Source organism: Rhodopirellula bahusiensis (assembly GCF_002727185.1).
GTDB classification, from domain to species: domain Bacteria; phylum Planctomycetota; class Planctomycetia; order Pirellulales; family Pirellulaceae; genus Rhodopirellula; species Rhodopirellula bahusiensis.
The window spans coordinates 357,129-377,598 of record NZ_NIZW01000001.1; the positions used below are offsets into that span (position 1 = coordinate 357,129).

The 20,470-nt window shown below is 55.4% G+C and carries 16 protein-coding genes; 6 read left to right on the forward strand and 10 right to left on the reverse strand.

Going from position 1 to position 20,470, the window contains the following annotated elements:
- Positions 1-42: 42 nt before the first annotated feature.
- Complete coding sequence (gene eboE, locus CEE69_RS01435) at positions 43-1,455, reverse strand: metabolite traffic protein EboE (RefSeq protein WP_099258783.1); 1,413 nt, start codon at positions 1,453-1,455, stop codon at positions 43-45.
- A gap of 293 nt (positions 1,456-1,748) precedes the next feature.
- On the opposite strand from eboE, the gene CEE69_RS01440 reads away from it, so the two are divergent.
- The 4 genes from CEE69_RS01440 to CEE69_RS01455 all read left to right on the forward strand — a co-directional run bounded on the left by CEE69_RS01440 (position 1,749) and on the right by CEE69_RS01455 (position 7,957).
- Positions 1,749-3,023, forward strand: coding sequence for a competence/damage-inducible protein A (locus tag CEE69_RS01440; protein WP_099258784.1), 1,275 nt, complete (start codon positions 1,749-1,751; stop codon positions 3,021-3,023).
- A gap of 4 nt (positions 3,024-3,027) precedes the next feature.
- Entirely contained in the window at positions 3,028-3,540 is a 513-nt protein-coding gene (locus CEE69_RS01445; RefSeq protein ID WP_099258785.1) for a hypothetical protein, read from the forward strand.
- A gap of 184 nt (positions 3,541-3,724) precedes the next feature.
- Entirely contained in the window at positions 3,725-6,472 is a 2,748-nt protein-coding gene (locus CEE69_RS01450) for a PSD1 and planctomycete cytochrome C domain-containing protein (RefSeq protein WP_099258786.1), read from the forward strand.
- A 27-nt stretch (positions 6,473-6,499) separates the two neighbouring features.
- Complete coding sequence (locus tag CEE69_RS01455; RefSeq protein ID WP_099258787.1) at positions 6,500-7,957, forward strand: DUF1501 domain-containing protein; 1,458 nt, start codon at positions 6,500-6,502, stop codon at positions 7,955-7,957.
- 37 nt (positions 7,958-7,994) lie between these two features.
- Here the strand turns inward: CEE69_RS01455 and CEE69_RS01460 are convergent, their stop codons facing one another.
- Positions 7,995-9,884, reverse strand: a complete 1,890-nt coding sequence (locus tag CEE69_RS01460) for an alpha-amylase family glycosyl hydrolase (protein ID WP_099258788.1) — start codon at positions 9,882-9,884, stop codon at positions 7,995-7,997.
- A gap of 255 nt (positions 9,885-10,139) precedes the next feature.
- Between CEE69_RS01460 and CEE69_RS01470 the strand changes: the two genes are divergently transcribed.
- Both CEE69_RS01470 and CEE69_RS01475 read left to right on the forward strand, forming a co-directional pair.
- Positions 10,140-10,382, forward strand: coding sequence for a hypothetical protein (locus CEE69_RS01470; RefSeq protein ID WP_008658394.1), 243 nt, complete (start codon positions 10,140-10,142; stop codon positions 10,380-10,382).
- A gap of 132 nt (positions 10,383-10,514) precedes the next feature.
- Positions 10,515-11,774 (forward strand): RNA polymerase sigma factor, encoded by a 1,260-nt coding sequence (locus CEE69_RS01475; RefSeq protein ID WP_099259206.1) that lies wholly within the window; start codon positions 10,515-10,517, stop codon positions 11,772-11,774.
- A 274-nt stretch (positions 11,775-12,048) separates the two neighbouring features.
- On the opposite strand, the gene CEE69_RS01480 is transcribed toward CEE69_RS01475, so the two are convergent.
- The 8 genes from CEE69_RS01480 to CEE69_RS01515 all read right to left on the reverse strand — a co-directional run bounded on the left by CEE69_RS01480 (position 12,049) and on the right by CEE69_RS01515 (position 20,466).
- A complete protein-coding gene (locus CEE69_RS01480) occupies positions 12,049-12,810 on the reverse strand; it encodes a YciI family protein (protein ID WP_099258790.1) in 762 nt (253 codons plus the stop codon).
- A gap of 47 nt (positions 12,811-12,857) precedes the next feature.
- On the reverse strand, positions 12,858-13,331 hold the full coding sequence (locus CEE69_RS01485; protein ID WP_099259207.1) for a DUF1579 domain-containing protein: 474 nt from the start codon (positions 13,329-13,331) through the stop codon (positions 12,858-12,860).
- A 91-nt stretch (positions 13,332-13,422) separates the two neighbouring features.
- Positions 13,423-14,301 (reverse strand): SgcJ/EcaC family oxidoreductase, encoded by an 879-nt coding sequence (locus CEE69_RS01490; RefSeq protein WP_099258791.1) that lies wholly within the window; start codon positions 14,299-14,301, stop codon positions 13,423-13,425.
- Between the two features lie 243 nt (positions 14,302-14,544).
- Complete coding sequence (locus CEE69_RS01495) at positions 14,545-15,138, reverse strand: exopolysaccharide biosynthesis protein (RefSeq protein ID WP_099258793.1); 594 nt, start codon at positions 15,136-15,138, stop codon at positions 14,545-14,547.
- A gap of 125 nt (positions 15,139-15,263) precedes the next feature.
- On the reverse strand, positions 15,264-16,184 hold the full coding sequence (locus CEE69_RS01500; RefSeq protein WP_099258795.1) for a CHAD domain-containing protein: 921 nt from the start codon (positions 16,182-16,184) through the stop codon (positions 15,264-15,266).
- Between the two features lie 132 nt (positions 16,185-16,316).
- On the reverse strand, positions 16,317-16,928 hold the full coding sequence (locus tag CEE69_RS01505) for a hypothetical protein (RefSeq protein ID WP_099258797.1): 612 nt from the start codon (positions 16,926-16,928) through the stop codon (positions 16,317-16,319).
- A complete protein-coding gene (locus tag CEE69_RS01510) occupies positions 16,925-18,049 on the reverse strand; it encodes an acetate/propionate family kinase (RefSeq protein ID WP_099258799.1) in 1,125 nt (374 codons plus the stop codon). Before CEE69_RS01510 ends, CEE69_RS01505 begins: the two co-directional genes overlap by 4 nt.
- Complete coding sequence (locus tag CEE69_RS01515; RefSeq protein ID WP_099259208.1) at positions 18,046-20,466, reverse strand: phosphoketolase family protein; 2,421 nt, start codon at positions 20,464-20,466, stop codon at positions 18,046-18,048. Before CEE69_RS01515 ends, CEE69_RS01510 begins: the two co-directional genes overlap by 4 nt.
- Between the last annotated feature and the right edge of the window lie 4 nt (positions 20,467-20,470).

Below are 20,470 nucleotides of genomic sequence, written 5' to 3' on the forward strand. Positions count from 1 at the left end.
ATGGTGAATGCCTGCAGTCGCCTGTTCGGTGCAACTCTGCTTTCAATGGCATTTCGTTTTAGACAGTTCATCTAAGACATCGTGCAACCAAATGAGTTCGGAGGCGATGTCGCCAGCCAAGTCATTTCGACCGGCGTACTCAGGCAACACCGACCAAGCGTATGTCTCGACTTCCAAGTGACCGGTGAACTGCAATGGCTGTCGACGTTTCGATGCATCCGTCAATTCAACGAGACTATTCAACGTGTCCAGCACGTCACCGCGAGTCGTTTGCAGATGCCCAAACTGCTCCGCGAAAATCGGCACGTGGAAATGGATCATCCATCGTTTGTCGGTCGCATAACGACTCGGGTTGGCATCCAAATCCGCCAACACGGCGGGCAAGTCTTCTTCCAACACGAACTTCCCCGACCCCGTGACGCGGCCGGTTTGGTGCAGGTAACGGTCCTCAGCAAACGAACGCAGCTGAACCAAGGTGGCTTCGCGATCCGTGTCCGCGATTCGGCTCCAGTCGACCATGATGGCACTGCTGATCTGAACTTTGCCAACAACGATGCCGGCCTTGGCGTACGCGGCCAAAACTTCATGTTGCGATTCACCCATCACGGCGGAATGACAAACGTCATGGCACACACCGATGTACCGCCGATGAGTCGCGTCCGGCAATTGCTTTTCGAACCAGTCGATCACCTTGGCCGCGGTGTCCAGAATGCATCCGGGTTCGGGCTCGATCGCCAAAACGATTCGTTTGCCAGTGCGATCTTCCAAGCGACGCAAATCTTCCGCCATCCGTCGCAGGTTCGTTCCCGCGTGATGCAGTTGATCCTCGGTGACCTTGATCCGATTGCCGTCTTCGTCAGTGTGCTGTGGCCATCCAATCGGCAACGTGCTGATCGTGCCCAGGTTCGTGTCCGCCGGCAAAATCTCAGCCAAGATTTTCGCGAGGTCTCGGGTGTAGCCGATCCGAGCGTCTTCCCACCAAGTCGGCGTGTACACCGCATGTTTGACGACATCCTGATGAAAGTTGTCGTGTGGGAATCCGTTGAAGGTGTAAGCGAGCAAACGAGCTTGCTTCATCGCCGACGTCAATGGATCCAGCCCATTGCGTCGCAAGTCGGCAGTCGCTTCTGATGACAACCATAACCCGAGACCCAACGGAGGTGCAGTGCTCACGATGGTTGCAAAATTCTTTCCGGTTTGGACCTTCGGCGAACCGCTCTCATCCGAGTATTGCGAATCCAAAATCCGGCGGCGAACTTCCGCGGAAATCGATTGCAAGTTGTTCGTTACCCCTTCGACATCCGCTCCGGCGTGGATGTTCGTGCAATAGCCCACCGTCCAGCGGATGGGTGAGTCGGATTCCTGCGAAAGATCAGATCCCCCGCTCGTGTTAACTGAATGCGACTTTTCGATGACGGCGCGGACGTCGGGGTAACCATTGAGCGATGATGTCATGCGTGGCGAATGTCCAAATTGCGTCTGATTTTACTACTCAATGACCGAACCGAGCGTTTGGCGGTTGCGACGACTGGCCAGCCATTCTTGGGATCGTTCACGGGCCAAACCTCAGATCCGGGGCGTCTCCCGTGTGCCAGGAAACACCGCCTGGAATCTCGTGATCTGATTCGAATCCAATGACGAACTGTCCCGCAAAGGTTAAGCTGCGTGGACGGATTTGTCGCCCCAGGTCAGCGTGGAGGCGAGGTCTTTTCACGCTTCTCTTTGCAACCATCAGTCACGTCAACCGAATGCCACACATCACGGCCGAAATCATTTCCATCGGCGATGAAATGATCACCGGAGCACGATTGGACACCAACACTCAGTGGCTGAGCCAACGCCTCGGCGAATTGGGTGTCGACGTGCAATTTCATACCACGGTCGCCGACACGTTGTCGCACAACACCGATGTGTTTCGCATTGCCGCGCGGCGTGCCGACCTGGTCATCGCCACGGGTGGATTGGGACCCACACGCGACGACCTGACCCGCGAAGCCATCGCCGAATCGCTCGGGCGTCCACTGCAGTTGCATGAACCTTCGTTGAAGTTCATTGAGTCGATGTTCCAACGGCGTGGTCGTGAGATGCCCGAGCGGAATCAATCCCAAGCCATGTTCCCCATCGGGGCTGTGCCGATTCACAACCCGCAAGGCACCGCGCCGGGGATCGATGTTCGTGCGCCTCGCGAGGATGGCACGCAGTCCCGAATTTTTGCGTTGCCCGGCGTGCCTGCGGAAATGAAGACAATGTTCGACGAAACCGTCGCTCCCGCGGTTCTAGGTTCCAATGGCCAGCGAAGGCACATCGCTCACCACGTCATGAAATTCTTCGGCGTCGGCGAGAGCGACATGGAACAACGCTTGGGCGACATGATCGCTCGCGACCGCCAACCACGAGTCGGGATCACGGTCAGCGCCGCAACCATCTCGCTGCGGATCGTCGCGACGGGCGAAACCATGGAAGCTTGCGGATCCGCAAGCGCGACCACTCGTGATGAGATTCTCCGCAAAGCCGGCGAGTTCTACTTCGGTGATGGAGAAACGTTCGAGCAACATCACGCTGTCGTCCAGCATCTCAACAAAGTCGGCCAGCGTCTTCTTTTAGTCGAACTCGGACGCGCCGCACCTTTGGGCGATTGGTTTGCCGCTGTCTCTGACGAACCCGGATTCACCGCCGACGTTCCAGCATTTGTCGGTGGAATCTCGCTCGCGAACGTCGACGATCTGCGACAATGGGCCGGGATGCCTGCCGACGCTTCGGTCGAAACGTGTCTGTCAGCGCTTCGCCAACGAGTGTCGGCCGACTGGGTATTGTTGGTTGACGAATACCCCAGCCTTCATCAAACGAACGAGCACCCTTTACCGGGAGGAGAGGTCACATTCACCGTGGCTGCCCCCGATGAATCCTTTCCTTCCATCACTCAACACCTTGGGGCTCACCCAAGCATCTTGCACGCCCGCGTCGCAAAAGCCGGGCTGTTCTGGTTGCGAAAGTGTTTTCCCACCGACCCGTCAGGAGTCTGAAACCATGATTCGATCCATCGCTTTGTCACTTGTGTGTTTTGCGTCGCTGAACTGCAGCATGTCCGCGGCTCAGACGCAAACGTCTTCGGAAACCGCTGAAGTCGCAACGGAAGTCACACCACCCGAATCCAAAGCTGCCGACCGCGAAATTCGATTGGCGAAGTATCTGAGTGGCGCGACCTTCACCGGTCACTTCACCGTGGATGGAAAAGAAGACCGCGCGCTGAAGCCCGAGTCGTACACGATTCAGTCGTGCGAAAAGCTTCCCGAGCCAGACATGTACTCGTTGAAAGTCGGCATCAAATACGGTGACACCGACGGCGAGTTCCCAATGCAGCTCAAAATTCTTTGGTCTGACCGCACACCAGTGATCACGATGGACTCGGTTTGGATCCCCGGACTGGGAACGTTCTCTTCGCGAGTTCTGATTCACGACGGACGCTACGCCGGCACTTGGCAGCACGATGCAAAGGGCGGTCACTTGTTCGGCAAAATCACGCCCGCGAAAGAGCAATAGCCACCGTCTGACACTTGTCCACACGAGAAAGATCCAACAGAAATCCGGAGCAGCCAAACCTTTCATAAGTCAGTCTTCAAGAGCCATCACGCCACCACCGGGCTCGCCGACGTGTATATTCCATAGCGGCAAATGCACAATCGGCTGACCAGACGATCTTCCTCCATGATGGAATGTCAGGCTTATGACGCTCAATCGACAAGGCCGATCTTTCTCTCGGGTCCTTCTTTCTGTCTTTCTCTTCACAATCATCTTGGGTTGTGAAGCCACAGCCGTTGACTACATCAAAGACATTGAACCGATCTTTCAGGCTCATTGCATCGATTGCCATGGACCGGATGAACAGGAAAGCCAGTTTCGCCTGGACCGCCTAGCCGCTCTGATTTCCGGTGGCAACTCCGGCGAACCCGCCGTTGTCCCGGGAAAACCGGGCGAGAGTTTTCTACTGAAACTCATTCAGCACGAAGAATCCGGTATGGAAATGCCGCCCGATGATTCGCTCTCAGATTCTGAAATCGAGTCGATCAAAACGTGGATCGCCGGCGGTGCCAAGACTCCCGAAAGCTACGGACCTGAGAAGACGGACATCGAGCTATCACACTGGTCGTTTCAGCCTGTGAAACGTTCGCACGGAAGTACCATCGATCGTTTCATTCGAGACAAACTGGTGGCCAACGGTTTGACCTTGTCACCGACCGCGGAACGAAGGGTTTTGGTTCGGCGATTGTATCTCGTCATGCTCGGTATCCCGCCAACACCGGAGCAAGTCGAAGCGTTTGCGACCGATGAAAGTGACGACGCCTGGCAGAACCTTGTCGAGCGTGTGCTCGCCAGCCCGCATTACGGCGAGCGATGGGCGACGTATTGGTTGGACCTGGTGCGGTTTGGCGAGACTCACGGCTATGAAATGAACCGTGAACGTCCGACAGCCTGGCAGTATCGCGATTGGGTCATCGAGTCGCTCAATGACGACAAGCCCTATGACGAATTTGTCAGGCAGCAGATCGCTGGCGATGCCCTGGGAGCGGATGTTGCAACCGGGTTCTTGGTTGCTGGTCCGGTCGATCAAGTCAAAGGGTCCGATCCGAAGCTGCGACAGACTCAGCGGATGAACGAGTTGGACGACATGATCAACACCACCGGCACCGCATTCTTGGGCCTGACGACTGGATGCGCACGATGCCACAACCACAAGTTCGATCCGATCAGCCAGCGTGATTACTACTCCATGCAAGCCGTGTTCGCTGGCGTCCAGCATGGCGATCGCGCACTGCCACCTACGCCAGAAACCGCGAAACGAATCGCATCGCTCGATGAGGAGATCTCAGAACTAACCAAACGTTTGAAGAAATTCATCGTCATTGACGAGTCGAAGCCCCGTCCGGCAGTCAACGCAAAGCGAAACGAAGAGGATTTCGAAGAACGAGAAGCCCGGTTCATTCGTTTCACCATTCAGAAAACTACCGGCGGGGAAGGGTGCTTGGATGAACTGGAAATCTATTCCAACGGACTCAATGTCGCTTTGGCGAGCAGCGGTTCCAAGGCAATATCGTCCGGCGACTTCGTGCATCCAAAACACAAATTGATGCACATCAATGATGCTCGCCACGGCAATGACCACAGCTGGATTGTCGAATCAGCCAGTGGCGGTTGGGTACAAATTGAACTCGCCGAACCAACCGTCATCGACCGCATCGTGTGGAGTCGCGATCGCAGCGAAAAGTACACCGACCGATTGCCGATCGAATATCGCATCGACTCCGCCATGGAAGCCGACAACTGGGAATTGCTTACTTCATCGGCGGATCGACAAACGTTTGCTGGCAAAACGTCAGCGAGTCCAAAGTATCAGTTCGAGAAGTTTCCCTCGGCGGAAGCACAGCAAGGACGAGATTGGCAAAACCGTTTGCAGGCGGCTCTCGAAGAAAAACAACAACTCAAGAAGTCAGCGCTCGCTTATGCGGGGACCTTCGTACAGCCCGGGCCAACTCATCGTCTTTATCGCGGCGAGCCGGACGCGAAGCGTGAGCAAGTTGCTCCCAACGCGATCGAAGTCTTCACATCACTGAATTTGTCAACCGATGCTCCCGAACGTGACCGTCGTCTCGCATTGGCAAACTGGATCGCCAGCAAGGACAACCCGCTGACCGCTCGCGTGATCGTCAACCGCTTGTGGCAGTTCCACTTTGGCACGGGACTCGTCGATACGCCAAGTGATTTTGGACTCAACGGATCACCGACCAGTCACCCCGAGCTACTCGATTGGCTGGCCAGCGAACTGATGGACCACGATTGGTCTCTCAAACACATCCATCGGCTCATTCTGAATTCAGACACATGGCGACAAAGCAATCGGCCCCACGAAGATGCTATCCGAGTCGATGCGACCTCTCGGTTGCTATGGCGTTTCCCTCCGCGACGATTGGAGGCGGAAGCCATTCGCGATTCCATTCTTGCCGTCACCGATGTCCTTGATCTTGAGGCCGCCGGTGGGCCAGGATTCAGCCCGTTTGAAGTGGAACTGGAGAACGTGCGGCACTATCACGCAAAGCAGGCGTTTGGCCCAGCAGATTGGCGACGGATGATCTATATGACCAAGGTTCGTCAAGAACGCGAGCAGGTGTTCGGTGCTTTTGATTGTCCCGACGCCAGCATGGTCGTGGCGAAACGCAGTCACTCCACCACGCCACTGCAAGCGTTGAATCTTCTGAACAGCCGATTTGTCATGCAACAAGCCGACCTATTCGCGAAGCGTTTGGAAAATGAATCAGACACACTGTCACAGCAAATCACGCGAGCTTGGCGGTTGTGTTTTCAACGAAAGCCAACCGATGAAGAACTAGCCGATAGCGTCAGTTTCATCGAGCAAGAAGGCATTCAACAATTCACCCGGGCGATGCTGAATGCAAATGAGTTTGTGTTCATTCCGTAATTGGGAGCAACGCGAAGAGAGTAAATCATGACTCCATTCCTAAACCGCAGACACTTTCTCACTCAAGCGACGTCTGGGCTGGGCAGCATCGCTCTGGCGAGCTTGCTTAATCAGCAACGATTGCTCGCTGATTCAACACCAATTCGCCCCAACATCGATCCGGCGAAACCGTTTGCCAGCCGACCTCCGCACCATCCTGCCGCTGCGAAAAACGTGTTGGTGATCTTTTGCGCTGGCGCTTGCAGTCAACTCGATACCTTTGACTACAAACCGGAGCTGATCAAACGCCACGGTCAGCCGATGCCGGGTGCGGAGTCCTTGGTAACGTTTCAAGGCGAACAAGGGATGCTGACCAAGAGTCCGTGGGCGTTCAAACCACGTGGCCAGTCGGGCAAGATGATCTCGGAGCTGGTGCCTCAACTCGGAGAACTTGCCGACGACATGTGCTTTCTCCATTCGTTGACCGGGAAAACCAACACGCACGGGCCCGGCGAAAACTTCATGTCGACTGGTCAAACGCTCGACGGTTTCCCCAGTATGGGAGCGTGGGCGACATGGGCCCTCGGAACCGAAAACGAAAACCTACCCGCCTACGTCGCGATCGCCGATCCGCGTGGCACTCCGCAGTCAAGCGTCAACAACTGGGGACCGGGCTTTCTTCCGGCCGCCTTTCAAGGCACCGAATTCAGTGCCCTCAAACCGCTGGACAACCTAGACATCCCGGCGGGTGTCAGTCCCGAAACCGATCGAGCAACTCGTGGTTTTCTAGAACGGATGAACCAACGGCATCTCAAACAATTTCCGGGTGATACCGAATTGGCAGCCAGGATTTCCAGCTATCAACTCGCGGCGAGGATGCAGTTGAGTGTTCCCGAAGTCACCGACTTATCGAGCGAATCGAAGAGCATCCTGAGGGAATACGGTGCCGACGATTCGCAGAATATTTTGAAGGCACAATTCGCGAAGAACTGTATCCTTGCGCGGCGGCTGATTGAGAACGGTGTCCGCTTTGTGCAGCTTTTCAACGGCGCCTATCAAACCGGAGGCGAAGGTGTGAGCAATTGGGACGGACATAAATCGCTTCACGAACAATACAGCAAGCACGGTCCGGTGCTCGATCAACCCTGCGCCGCTCTGCTGAGAGACATGAAGCGGCGTGGGCTGTTGAAAGACACTTTGGTCGTATGGATGACCGAGTTCGGGCGCATGCCAACTTTTCAGAAAGGAGCAAGCGGGCGTGACCACAATCCGGAAGGCTTCACCGCATGGATGATGGGAGCCGGCGTCAAAGCCCCCTTCACATACGGAGCAACCGACGAATTCGGTTACAAAGCCGTCGAGAATGTCAGCACCGTTTACGACCTCCACGCCACGATTTTGCATCTGTTGGGTTTGAACCACGAGCGGCTCACCTACTATCACAACGGCTTTGAACGTCGCCTGACAGATGTCCATGGCCACGTCCTCAACGAAGTCCTTCATTGAGGTTCGTGATCGGCCTTGGGACTCGCTTATCCAAGCCTCACTTCCGCGTGTACACCAGCACAGCGTAAGCACCGAACGACACTTCGGCTCTCGCTGCCAAACCATCGTACGGCTGGTCCGTCGCATCGACATGTTCAACCGGGTGATCGTCGAAGTCTTGATCGTAGCCGGACCAATCGGTGTTCAGCTTCAATTGCCAATCCCCTGAATCGGGAAAACCGATTTCGTATTGATCCCAAGATCGATTGGCAAAGTTGGCCAGCACCAAAACGTCGTCTTGAGGATCCTCGGCACGCCGCACGAATGCGACGACCTTGTCATTTTCATTGACGTGATGCATCACGATGTGTTGGCCCGTCAACCCTTTTGACAAACCGTCTTTGTTCAAACGCAAGTGAATGAGATCACGGAACAGACGTTTGATTCCTCGAAGGCGGCGAGTCCGTTCCCACTCGAGCGGATCCGTGTCCTCGAACCAATCGTCTTCCAACATCTCTTGGCCTTGAAACAACATCGGAACTCCCGGTGCAGTCAGCGCCAAAGCCGCTGCCAGGATCGTTCGCTTTTTTGCAAAGCGGCTTTCAGGATCTTCCGCATCGATCTCGCTGGGAACGCGAGACTTGCCGTTGGCAACTTCGTCATGCGATTCGCTGTACACGACTCGTTGGAAAGCGTCGCCGTTGTATCGATGACACAACGCGTCTCGCACCGCCCACATGTCTCGATGTGCATCGTCGATCTCTTGCACCGCCGCTCGGATCGGGTGAACGAAGGCCGCGTCCCACTGGGTAGTGAAACCCGCACCGCCTTGATCTTCCGTCTTGGTTAACCAGTTGTTGGTCTGCAAGTCTTCCGCGATCAAGTAGCACCCCGGGAACTCGTCTCGCAAATCGCGATTGATCCACTGCATCAATCCCCAGCCTTCCGCGATGTCGTCGTTGCCGATACCGGAGACCGTACGAATGTAGGCGGTCATGTCATACCGCAAACCATCAGCATGGTATTCCCGCATCCACGTCATTGCGTTGTCGTGGATGAACTGGCGAACTTCGCCGCGACCGTAGTCAGGTCGCGTGTCGCCCCAAGGCGTGTTGGACCGGTGGTCTTGATAGAAATAGATGCCGCCCTTGTCGTTCTCACTCCAACCATCGAACTGCCACAAATCCAAATCGCTGGGGCCAAAGTGGTTGTAGACAACGTCGATAATCACCGCGAAACCAGCTTCATGTGCTGCGTCGACAAACGCTTTCAACGCGTCCGGACCACCATAAGCCTGTTCGACCGCAAAGATGTGCGCTGGGTTGTAGCCCCACGAAAGATCCCCAGCGAACTCGGCGACCGGCATGATCTGAATCGCGTTGATTCCGAGCTCTTTGAGATGCTTGAACTTCGCAACCGCATCGGAGAACGTCCCCGGTTGATCCGGATCGTCTCGATGAAACGTTCCGATGTGCATCTCGTAGATCACCAACTCGTTCTGAGTCGGCCGGTGAAAGGTCGGATGCTTCCAATCGAATGTGTCCTCGTAGACGACCGCGTTGCCGATCGAGTTGGTGACTTCGCGGGCGTACGGGTCGATGCGATCAAAGGAGTTGTCGCCTCGGGTGATTCTGTACTTGTATTCGTCACCCGCTTTCGCATTGGCAACGTCGACGTACCAAGTCCCGTGCTCTTCTCGCTTCAGCGGAGTGGTTTCTGATTGCCAATCGTTAAACGTGCCGACCACGCTCACGCGATCCGCGTTGGGTGCCCAAACTCGGAAGGCAACTCCGTCGTCGTGAACGATGGCCCCCATTCCTGACTTGGCGACTTGCGACTGTTCAGCCGCCTTTTCTTCCATTCCGTCCAACAACGCAGTCTGTCCCATCTCACGTCCTCTAATGACGATCAAACGCTGAGCAACTGTCCGGTGCAGCGAATCAAACATCGCACGACTCAACCGGAGCCAATTCTCTCAAGCCGGATTGGAGTTGGCAATTCTCGTGCCACGTCTTTGCAACCGCGTCACTTCCTCGGAACGGAATCGATCGCATCTGCGGATTCGGATGCTGGTATGCCACTTGCATCGGTATCGAACCTCGAGCGTGGCGGTCCATCACCACGTCGCATTCCAAACTGAATCAAAATCGGCCACCGAGAAAGCCTCGGCGGCCAGCCATTCTACCTCACCAAGAGAAATCCCATGCGTGCCCTCATTTTTGTTGTCGCAATCGTTCTGCTGATGGCTGTCGTTGGTTGGTTGCGGTTCACATCGGACGATGGTGATCCATCGGTTCGTGTCGACACGGACAAAATGAAGCAAGACACATCGTCCCTCGTCGAGACAACCAAAGATGCTGCCGACGGTGCCGCCAACGCAATCGACCGTGCGGCAGGAAACATCGACGCCAGCATCGATCGCGAACCGGTTGAGACCAATCCGTAGTCAGATTTTCTCGGAGACATTCGGCTGCGATGAGGTGTCAAGCCGGCCGACGATCTCGCGTTGAAACACGCGTTTGGACTATGTTCATCGCTTTGCCCCGTGACACCGGAAGGATGGCAAGTCCCGCCGCCGATGAGCTCCGCCCAAGCAGTCTCCAACCAAATCGATCGAATCTACCGAACCGAGTCGAGAAAAGTTTTCGCGACGCTGGTTCGGGTTTTGGGCGATTTTGACTTGGCGGAAGAAGCCATGCACGATGCCTTCGCCGCCGCGATGGAGAAGTGGTCCCACGATGGCATTCCGGACAACCCAGCGGCTTGGTTGATATCAACGGGGCGTTTCAAAGCAGTCGATCGCATTCGCCGCCGACGACGCTTCGATGATTTGCAACCGGAACTGGTTCGGCGAATCGACCAAATTGAATCCGCCAACCATTCGGTCGCCGAGCAAGACATTCAGGACGATCGGCTGAGACTCATCTTCACGTGCTGCCACCCTGCGATCGACCAAAAGGTCCAAGTTCCGCTGACCTTGCGAGAAGTTTGTGGGATGACCACCGAGGAAATTGCTCGAGCGTTCCTGCTGGCACCATCCACGTTGGCTCAACGGATTGTCCGAGGCAAAGCCAAAATTCGCGACGCAGGAATTCCGTTCTCGATTCCCAATCTGTCCGAACTCCCTTCGCGTTTGGACGCCGTGCTGTCCGTCATCTATCTGGTTTTCAACGAAGGCTATTCGGCGACGAGCGGCGACACGCTGCTGCGAACCGATCTGTCAGCGGAAGCCATCCGATTGGCTCGGCTGTTGTTGGAACTCCTGCCTGATCCCGAAGTCGCAGGTTTGCTCGCGTTGATGTTGTTGCACGAGTCACGTCGCAATGCACGAGTGAATGAAGACGGCGACATCGTTTTGCTGGAGGATCAAGATCGTTCTTTGTGGGACCGGAACTTGATCGAAGAAGGCAGTCAGTTGTTGCAGAGTTCGCTCCGTACTCGACGGATTGGAACCTACACGATTCAGGCAGCAATTTCGGCCGTGCATGCCGAAGCCGAACGAGCCAGTGAGACCGACTGGTCACAGATCGTTGCGCTGTACGACGTGTTGCTGCGAATCCAGCCCTCGCCGGTCGTCGAACTCAATCGCGCCGTCGCCATTGCAATGCGAGACACGCCAGCGGAAGGCATAAAGCAAATCGAAGCAATTCTTGATGCCGGCCATCTTCGCGATCACTACTTGGCCCACTCCGCACGGGGCGAATTGTTGCGGCGGATGGGCAAGCAGGAAGATGCCATCCAAGCGTTCGAACAAGCACTCTCGCTAGCAATGAACGCCCCGGAACAAAGATTCCTGAGTCAGAAGCTGGCAATCCTAAAAGACGCCCTCGGCAGTTGATCACGCATCGAAGAATCAACGCCTACATCAGGCGCTGGGCGACAGCCGAATGCGATCTACTTTGTAGCGGAACGGCGCGAGCCGTCCGGTGACACGCCGGAAAACACCCACGATTTACCAGACGACTTGCGCCGTTTCGCTAACAAAATCCCCTCGATTGATTCTAAAGCAAGTGCCATTGGGCGATAGACCCCGGTTCCCACACACAACTCTCATAACCGCCTTCGATCACTTGTCCCACCACGCACGCTTGAACTGTCGCAACGAGCCGAACTCAACCTGACCGATGTGGCACCGGCAGCGGAAACAATGGCCGAATCTCCGCCGTGCCTCGTCTGGCCCCCGGGATCTTCGACGCGACCGCGATCGCTTGATCCAGATCCGCGACGTGGATCAAGAAGTAGCCGCCGAGTTGTTCCTTGGTTTCCGGAAACGGACCGTCGACAATCTCCTGACTGCCACCGCGCACCCGCACGCATGTCGCGGTCGTCGGCGACTGCAACGGCGCCGCAGCTCGATAGCTGCCTTGTTCGTGCAGTTCATGGCACAGACGAATGGATTCCTCCAACGCGGCCGAATGTTCTTCCGGTGGCCAGGCTCCTTCGCCAGCGTAAAGCAGAACGATGTAGTCTTTCCCGGCATTGCTCTCCTTCGTTCGCAGCGAAATCAAATCCTCGCTCAACGATGGCATCGGCATGGGAACTGGCAGCAAGGGACGAATCTCAACGGTTCCCTTCTTTGCTGGTGGCAACCGACTCGCGATCGCAACCGCTTCGTCTCGCGTGGGCACATCGATGATGTAGTACCCGCCCAACTGCTCGGTCGTCTCTACGAACGGACCGTCCGTCACTTCGCACTTGCCTTCTCGCACACGAACACTGGTAGCGGTCGTGACGGAATGAAGTGGCGAAGAATCCAGCCATTTACCCTCCACCGCCAACTCATCGCAGATCGCCATCGAATCCAGCATGCAGCGTTCACGCTCGTCCTCCGTCCAATCTTCCTCCGCCCCGAAAATCATCAACATGTATTTCATGTCATTCTCACTTCGCTTGAATGTGTGTGCGTCAAGTCAACAACCCGCTAGCAACGTGTGTGCTTGCCACTCATGAACTCAACCCACTGACCGTTTTCGTCTTGCAGTTCGCTGGTCATCATCCACGTGTCTTTATCGAGGATGTGAATCGTGTCTCGATAGTTCGCTTTTCCTGCCCCATCGAAAGCGGGACCACGCGAGCTCAGCAGCAACTTTTTGCCGGACTCGTCCAAGCAGCCTTCGTACGGCCAAATGTTCGACATCATGGATCCTACAAAGGCCCCGACGTAGTGACCGTCCGCTGTGTCAAACCCCAGCGTCATGATCGACGACCAAGGTTCGCCTTCCGCAGATTCACCGCCGCTCTCGCAGATCACCCACATGCCTCCCAGCGATCGGCAGGACATTTTGCCGTGCGTGGTCGTGCTGGAACCATCCGGCATTTTGCAGTCGTGGTCGAATTCCCATTCGCCGAGGATTTGCTCGATCCATTGGTGCTCGGATTGTGGTTTGGCAAACATAAACAGACTCAATGTTGAAGGAGGTGGGGCAAACAAAAACAACCATTCAAACCATCGCAACGCGGACTCGGTGCGTCACGATCGTCGGTTCTCAAGTGCAGGCATCTGCACCATACGAGGGCTCGTCCAAAACAGCGGGATCTTTGATCTTCCACGCCTCATTGGTCATCGGATTAAAGGGCAACGACACGTGTTCGTGCAACACCCTCCACTGCCCGTGCATTTTCCGAAAACAAATTGTCACTCTCATCCACGATTGCCCGGCGGGATGATCCGTCGGGGAGGTTTGGAATTGATGCAAACCATGAACGAAGGCGACATCGTCGCCGACCTCGAACGTCAGATTTTGATGAACCGATTTGAATTCAGGAAAGTGCGGCAAGCAACCTTCCCAAAGCTTGCGAATGTTCTGTGGTCCAACGGTCTTGTACGGTGGAATACCCCCGTACAGCACTGAATCCTCGGTGTAATTCGCGACCAAACCGTCGTAGTCACGAGCTTCCAACGCCTTGGTCCATTGATGAACCATTCGTCGTACTTCGGCTTCCGCGTCATTCTGCGTTTTTCGCTCAATGGCAGCTTCCTGCTCTCGCAACTCCGGCGTCATCTCGTCGCCGAAATCTGCCATCTCAAAGATCGGACGAATCTCAATGTCAGAATCTTCCATCATCGGATTCGGACAACGCCGCACCCAATCGATCGCTTCGCTCATCGAACTGACTTCCCAGATCCAATAGCCAGCGATCAGTTCTTTCGTTTCCGCGAATGGTCCGTCCGTTACCGTTCGGTCGCTTCCTTGAAAGTGGACGCGAATTCCCTGGGAGCTCGGCTTCAATCCTTCACCGGCTTTCATGATCCCGGCTTCGACCAGCTTTTCGTTGAAGTTCCCCATGTCGGTCAGCAGTTTTTCGTCGGGCATCTTCCCCGCTTCTGAACTCTCGGACGCCTTCACCATCACCATGACTCGCATTGATGTTCCTCCATCGGGATGTTTGCTTCACTAGAAAAATGTTCACGTGCGTCGAATGGTTCGCCTTCCAAAACCATTGGATTTGGCGGTGACTCTTAAATAGTCGATTTCGTTTGTCGACGATCGACATCAGCGGCGAAAAGAAAGCAAACTTTTTCTGCGAAGGTGGTTCCGGCCGGAGGAAGAGTGAATCAGCGTGGCGAGCGTCCAGACACCACGGCGTGCTAGGCCAGCAAAGGTGACTCACCCAAGCAACTGGTATCCCACCAAGCCAAACGTGGCCAGCGCGATGCAGACAGCGACTCCCGCCAGCAAACCATCGCGAGCCAGGATCGACAAAGCGAATGCGAAAATGGCTCCTCCGGCCAGGTTGGCGCTGAATGGAATGAATTCCAAAACCGGCGTGCTCATCGCCACCAAAATCGCGGCCACCGCCAGCGTGCTGATCGTGGCGTGATTCATCATCCAAGTCCATCGCTGGGCGGTCATGCTGTCGATCCAGGACGCAGGCTTGCGCAACCAATCCAACATTTTTTGGACTTTGCTTTGACCGATCTCCCATCGTTCCATCCAACCAGGGATCCAAACGTGGTCGGCATCAGCCAGCATTTGGCCGCACAAGATGACCACCATTGTCCCCAGCAATACGGGGACGCCCGGGATATCAGCGGGGCCGGGCAACACCATGATCGCGCCCACGATCAGCAGCAACGACGCGAACGACTTTCGTCCAACAGCGTCCATGACCTGGCCGAATTTCACCTGTTCGTTGTTCTCGGCGACTTCATCGATCTGATGGATGATCTGTTCAATGGGGGCGTTGTGATCGGTACTCATCTCCAATCCTTTGAAAGCAATTGAAATCGGTTGGGCAATTCAGACAAACCGATATTAAGCAACTTTCGAACCAAGTCCGCGGCCGTTCTCCCGACACATCCGTGAACGAACGTTCGTTGGTCGAGTCAACGCGAATTTGAGTTGGAATCCTCTCGCCACAACGACCAATAGGCACCAATCCGATCGCTGAACGAATCTGTCGATTCCGCGAAAAACTTGCGTCCCAGCGTCAGCGAAGAGCTCTGCAAGGTTTCCCGTCGATGATCGACCAGTTTGCCAAGCACACGCTGATGCTTCTTCGACACCTTGCCTTCTTTCTTTGATCGATCAAGCACGCTTTGTCGATACACCGCCAGGTCGTGATCATCACCCAGAAGTTCACCAAGGTCACTGGACCACCGCTCCATGGGGTGCAGCGCATCAGACCAGACGTTGCGAAGCAAACGCAGATGGTACCCGTGGTACTTCACACGTTTCCGAAATTCGTGCAACGATTCTGTTGTCGGGTCCCGCATAACCTCCTGCAACATCTTCTCCGCGCGTTTTCGCGTCTTGATCATTCCTTTCCGCACCGCGTCGTACTCCTTCTCATCCAACTTCCATTTCCCGACGCGACGCCTTGCATCTGAAAGCTCTGATCGCACTTTGGCGAGTTCACGATCAATTTTTTGGTTGGGGATTTTCTGGACATTTCCCGCCAATCGAAGACGAGTGGATGCGAACGCGTTTCGGTCAATCTTCTTGTCAAACCGAGTCATCAGTCGGTCGTGACTGTCGACGGTCGTTTGGGCGTCACGGAGGTCCGAGATCCTCCTCGCCGCGTCTCGAATGGCTTTGTTTTCCTTTTGATAAGTCTTCCCGAGGGCGGGCCGAACCAGTCGCAACAGACCACGAAGTTTTTTGCATCTCTTCCGAACCTGATGAATGGCGTGGTTCCGATCTTTGGCCGCTTCGTCGATTTCACGAAGTGCCTTGTCGATTTGTTCCGTCGCGATTCGCCGTGTCGCGGCTTGAACAGATTCTTTTCGCTTGATTCGGTAAGGCATGGTTCATCCGGCTTTCAGTATTCAATCGAGGTTTGGCTCGCGCGACCGTTTTCTTAAATTCTATTCCGAGTCGCAAACCGATTCCGTGTCGCAAAGTCGCAAATTCTATTACCAACATGGACATTTGACATTTCAGACCAACATCCTTGTTTGCAGCCACGATGGCCAGGATTGTTGCGGATTCCGAGTCATCACCTCGATCGGAGCGATCCCTGGTTGCCCCGAGTCACCTAGCCATCGGACCAAGTTCCCTGCGTTGAGCTTGGTTGGTGCTTCGATGCAATGCGTCCAATAGGTTCCGCCGAGAAGCTCAACCGTCGCGAATTCAATCTGTATCGAATCCTCGGTTTGATAGAGCAACCGTTCCTTGCGAACTGGCAACCAGTTCTCCGTGATCAACTGCCTGAGCTCAGCGTCCTCTTTCGCGGACGGATCCAAAGTTCTCAGGGTGTGTTTGACCCAGCGTTCGATCATCAACGATTGATCGTCAGCGATGGGATGGCAGTCGGTCGATTGCAAGATCTTTGACTCGATCGCAGGTGTCGCATCCACGTTCTCTTGTTGTCCTCGGCCGCGTTCTTCGGTCACGCCTCGCAATTTGACGCTGGAGTTTCGGTCCGCAATCGGCGCGTACCAATCCGTGCGCACACTTCGCTCGGGCCGCCATGCAGACTCAGCGGCTTTGTCAAACCATTCAGGTCTTTCTTGAAAGAACCAACGCAGTTCGAGAGTCGCAACACTCATCGCGTGACATCCGCAGGAGCTTGTGAAGCAACGACTTGCCGCGCCATTTGCAATTCTTCTTCCGCGGGCACAAATGCCACTGGCATGCGTGCGTCATCAGCCGAGAGAAGCGTCGGCTGCTGGAGCTCGTCGTCTCGGTCATTCCGATTCGCATCCAGCTTGATTCCAAAGCATTGCAAATCGCCAAGCAACCGACGGCGAAACTCGGCCGACTCTTTCACCAAAGCTCCTGACAGCAACAGCGCATCGCAACCACCCAAGACGGCAATCCCTGCCCCGATACATTCATGGACTCGAGCCGAATACATTTGCAGGGCCAGTTCAGCTCGTGAGTTGCCTGTTGCCGCGGCGGGCAACAAATCACGTGTGTCGTCGCTGATCCCGGATACGCCCAGCAGCCCGCTGTCTCGGTTGAGCATCTTATCCACTTCGTCGATCGAGCGACCATCGCGAAGCAACGCCAGCACCAACGCGGGATCCAAACTGCCCGATCGCGAACTCATCATCAAACCGTCCAGTGGAGTCAGCCCCATCGTCGTCCAAACGCTTTTGCCATCCAAGATCGCACATGCACTGGCACCACCGCCAAAGTGAAGTGACAAAACCTTCGATGACTCACGATCCCACGCGCCCCAAACCGACTCGTGTGCCAACCCGTGAAAACCGATTCGTCGATATCGCTCGCCGATGTCGTGCGGCAACGGATACCGCCAAACATGCTCCGGAAGTGTGCGATGAAACGCTGTGTCGAAAACCGCGTGCACCTTTAAACCCGTTTCACTGCGGATCGCCTTGGCAACGGCGATCGCGGTTGGTACATGCAACGGAGCCAGATGCCGGACCTCTTCGAGCGACTGCAGCACGTTCGCATCGATCTCCCGCGAACGTTGTTTCCAAAACGGGCCACCATGGACGAAACGAATCGCTACCGCGTCCAGCGAGTCGTTTCCGATTCGCCTGAACAGCTTGATTGCTTCTTCGGCGACCTTCTCTTTTCCCTTGATACGGTCGACCATTCCGCGCTCAAGATCCGGCGATGGCAAGTCAGATTCACATCGCTCCGTCTCCACCACTCGGTATCGCAGCGTTCCGCTTCCGGGATTCAAACAGAGCAATTTCATATTGGGTCTCCTTGCACGGCGTTGGCGAGCGGTTCGATTTCCCACTGCGTGAACGATGGCACGTCCTCGCCATTGTGTTGTGCGTGTCGAAGCATCTCCTCCCTCACGTCTTGGAAGTGAGTTCGCGTTTGGACGCATCGCTCACGCAATTCGGGACGCTCGATCGCACCGGCACAGAGGACTTGATCGACCAACGTGTAACGATCGATCCCGTTGGCGGCTAGCAAGCTGAATGGCGTCGTTGTCGTGCCTTCTTCGATGTAGCCATTGATGCGAAACCGCTCATGGCCTGGACGATTCCAAAGCAATTGTTTGATCGCCGAAGGGTAGCCGTGAAAGTTGAAGATGACCGGTGTGCCCGGTGGGAAGAAGTGATCGAACTGTTCGTTGTTCAGCCCATGCGGGTGAAACGACTGCTGCTCCAGAATCAATAAGTCGGTGATGTTCACCAATCGAATCCGCAAGTCTGGAATGGTTTGTCGCAACAGACGCGAGGCAACGACTGCTTCCGCGGTGGGATAGACGCCGGCACACGCTAAAACGACATCAACGGTTTCGTCCGTTGGTGAACTGGCCCAATCCCAGATCGACAACCCGTTTCGACAATGCTCTTCGGCTTCCTCGGCGGACAACCATTGCGGCATCGGTTGCTTGGAGGCGATCACCAGATTGATCTTGCCCGTGCTTCGCATGCAATGATCGATCGTCGACAACAAACAATTGGCATCCGGCGGCAGGTAGACGCGGACGTTCTGGGCTTTTTTGTTGAGCAGCATGTTCAGAAAGCCCGGCATTTGATGGGAGTAGCCGTTGTGATCCTGTCGCCAACCTTCGCTGCTGAGCAGGTAGTTGAAGGAGCTCACTTGGTCTCGCCATTCGATCTCATCCGAACGCTTCAAGAATTTCGCGTACTGCCCCATCATGCTATCGACGATCGAAACGAAAGCCTCGTAGCACGGAAAAATCGCGTGACGACCGGTCAGCAAGTATCCCTGCATGCAAGCTTGGCAGGTGTGTTCCGACAGCATTTCAAAGACACTGCCTTGCATTCCGATGTTTGGATCGTCCGCTGGAGTGGGCCACACAAACTGTCGTTGGCTTGCATCCAACGTGGCTCCCAACCGGTTCGAATTCAACTCATCAGGGCAAAACAAACGAAACCGGCCTCGGTTGTTGTCGATAACGTCGCGAAGAAATTCTCCGGTGGTTTTCATGTCGCTCGCCGTTTCGCGGCCTCGATGGTTCCTATCGATGTCGAGTTCGTATTGCTTCCAATCGGGAATCGTCATCGGTTTGCGAATTGAACCTCCGTTCGCTTCGGGGATCATCCCCAGACGCCGTGCACCTTTCGGCAACCAACGAATGATGGATGGCTTGGGCGATCCGTCTTCCTCAAACAAGGTCTCCGGTTGGTAGGAACGCAGCCAACGGTCCAGAGCGTCCAGGTGTTGCGGATCGTTTCGCGGATCTTCCACTGGAACTTGGTGAGACCGATGAGTCCCCTCGATTCGCTCGCCATCGAGTTCCTTCGTAACAGTCCAACCCTTCGGCGATCGGAGCAGAATCACCGGCCAACGAGGCCGAGGCTCTCCCTCGCCGTTTCGCCAACGACGCTGCAATTTTTGAATGCGATCGATCGCTTGATCGAACGCGTTTGCGACCTCACGATGATTGGCGACCGGGATCCTTTCATCCGCTGAATTCTCCGAGTCGTGGGCTTCAATCAGGATCGGCTCGTACCCGTAGCCGTGAAAGAGATCTCGTAGCTCGTCATCGGACATCGCGCCGAAGATCGTACGGCTGGCGATCTTGTATTGATTCAAATGAACGATCGGCAACACCGCACCATCGCGTTTCGGATTGAGGTACTTCGTCAAATGCCAAGCGGTGGCGGTCGGTCCTGTCTCCGCTTCACCATCGCCGACAATGCAGGCCACCAATAAGTCAGGGTTGTCCATTGCCGCACCAAACGCGGTCGCCAACGCATAGCCCAACTCACCACCTTCGTGAATCGTCCCCGGCGTGGCTGGCGTCAGGTGACTTGGGAAACCGCCAGGCCAAGAAAAATCACGCACCAGATTTTTCGCTCCCTCTCCATCAAGCTTATATTCGCGATAGCGTTCACCGAGCGAACCTTCCAAGAATAGATTGCTGAGCACGGCGGGAGCCCCATGCCCCGGTCCCGTGATCAGCAACGTTGGTTGGTCGTGGTTCACAATCAACCGGTTCAAGTGCGCGGCGATGAGATTGATACCGGGACACGTCCCCCAGTGTCCTAGCAACCGAGGCTTGATGTGGTCCGGACGCAGCGGCTCTTGCAGCAAAGGATTCTCGCGCAGATAAATCTGCGCGGCGGACAGATAGTTGGTGGCCAACCAATACGAATTCAAATCAGCCAGGCTGGGTCGCTGGATCACGTGA

What these genes read in the sequence shown, in the direction of transcription:
- CEE69_RS01505 (WP_099258797.1), bottom strand. Translation starts at nt 16,928, where the DNA reads ATGAGTGTTGCGACTCTCGAACTGCGTTGGTTCTTTCAAGAAAGACCT.
- CEE69_RS01445 (WP_099258785.1), top strand. Translation starts at nt 3,028, where the DNA reads ATGATTCGATCCATCGCTTTGTCACTTGTGTGTTTTGCGTCGCTGAAC.
- CEE69_RS01490 (WP_099258791.1), bottom strand. Translation starts at nt 14,301, where the DNA reads ATGCGAGTCATGGTGATGGTGAAGGCGTCCGAGAGTTCAGAAGCGGGG.
- CEE69_RS01500 (WP_099258795.1), bottom strand. Translation starts at nt 16,184, where the DNA reads ATGCCTTACCGAATCAAGCGAAAAGAATCTGTTCAAGCCGCGACACGG.
- CEE69_RS01470 (WP_008658394.1), top strand. Translation starts at nt 10,140, where the DNA reads ATGCGTGCCCTCATTTTTGTTGTCGCAATCGTTCTGCTGATGGCTGTC.
- CEE69_RS01440 (WP_099258784.1), top strand. Translation starts at nt 1,749, where the DNA reads ATGCCACACATCACGGCCGAAATCATTTCCATCGGCGATGAAATGATC.
- CEE69_RS01510 (WP_099258799.1), bottom strand. Translation starts at nt 18,049, where the DNA reads ATGAAATTGCTCTGTTTGAATCCCGGAAGCGGAACGCTGCGATACCGA.
- eboE (WP_099258783.1), bottom strand. Translation starts at nt 1,455, where the DNA reads ATGACATCATCGCTCAATGGTTACCCCGACGTCCGCGCCGTCATCGAA.
- CEE69_RS01475 (WP_099259206.1), top strand. Translation starts at nt 10,515, where the DNA reads ATGAGCTCCGCCCAAGCAGTCTCCAACCAAATCGATCGAATCTACCGA.
- CEE69_RS01455 (WP_099258787.1), top strand. Translation starts at nt 6,500, where the DNA reads ATGACTCCATTCCTAAACCGCAGACACTTTCTCACTCAAGCGACGTCT.
- CEE69_RS01460 (WP_099258788.1), bottom strand. Translation starts at nt 9,884, where the DNA reads ATGTTTGATTCGCTGCACCGGACAGTTGCTCAGCGTTTGATCGTCATT.
- CEE69_RS01485 (WP_099259207.1), bottom strand. Translation starts at nt 13,331, where the DNA reads ATGTTTGCCAAACCACAATCCGAGCACCAATGGATCGAGCAAATCCTC.
- CEE69_RS01480 (WP_099258790.1), bottom strand. Translation starts at nt 12,810, where the DNA reads ATGAAATACATGTTGATGATTTTCGGGGCGGAGGAAGATTGGACGGAG.
- CEE69_RS01450 (WP_099258786.1), top strand. Translation starts at nt 3,725, where the DNA reads ATGACGCTCAATCGACAAGGCCGATCTTTCTCTCGGGTCCTTCTTTCT.
- CEE69_RS01495 (WP_099258793.1), bottom strand. Translation starts at nt 15,138, where the DNA reads ATGAGTACCGATCACAACGCCCCCATTGAACAGATCATCCATCAGATC.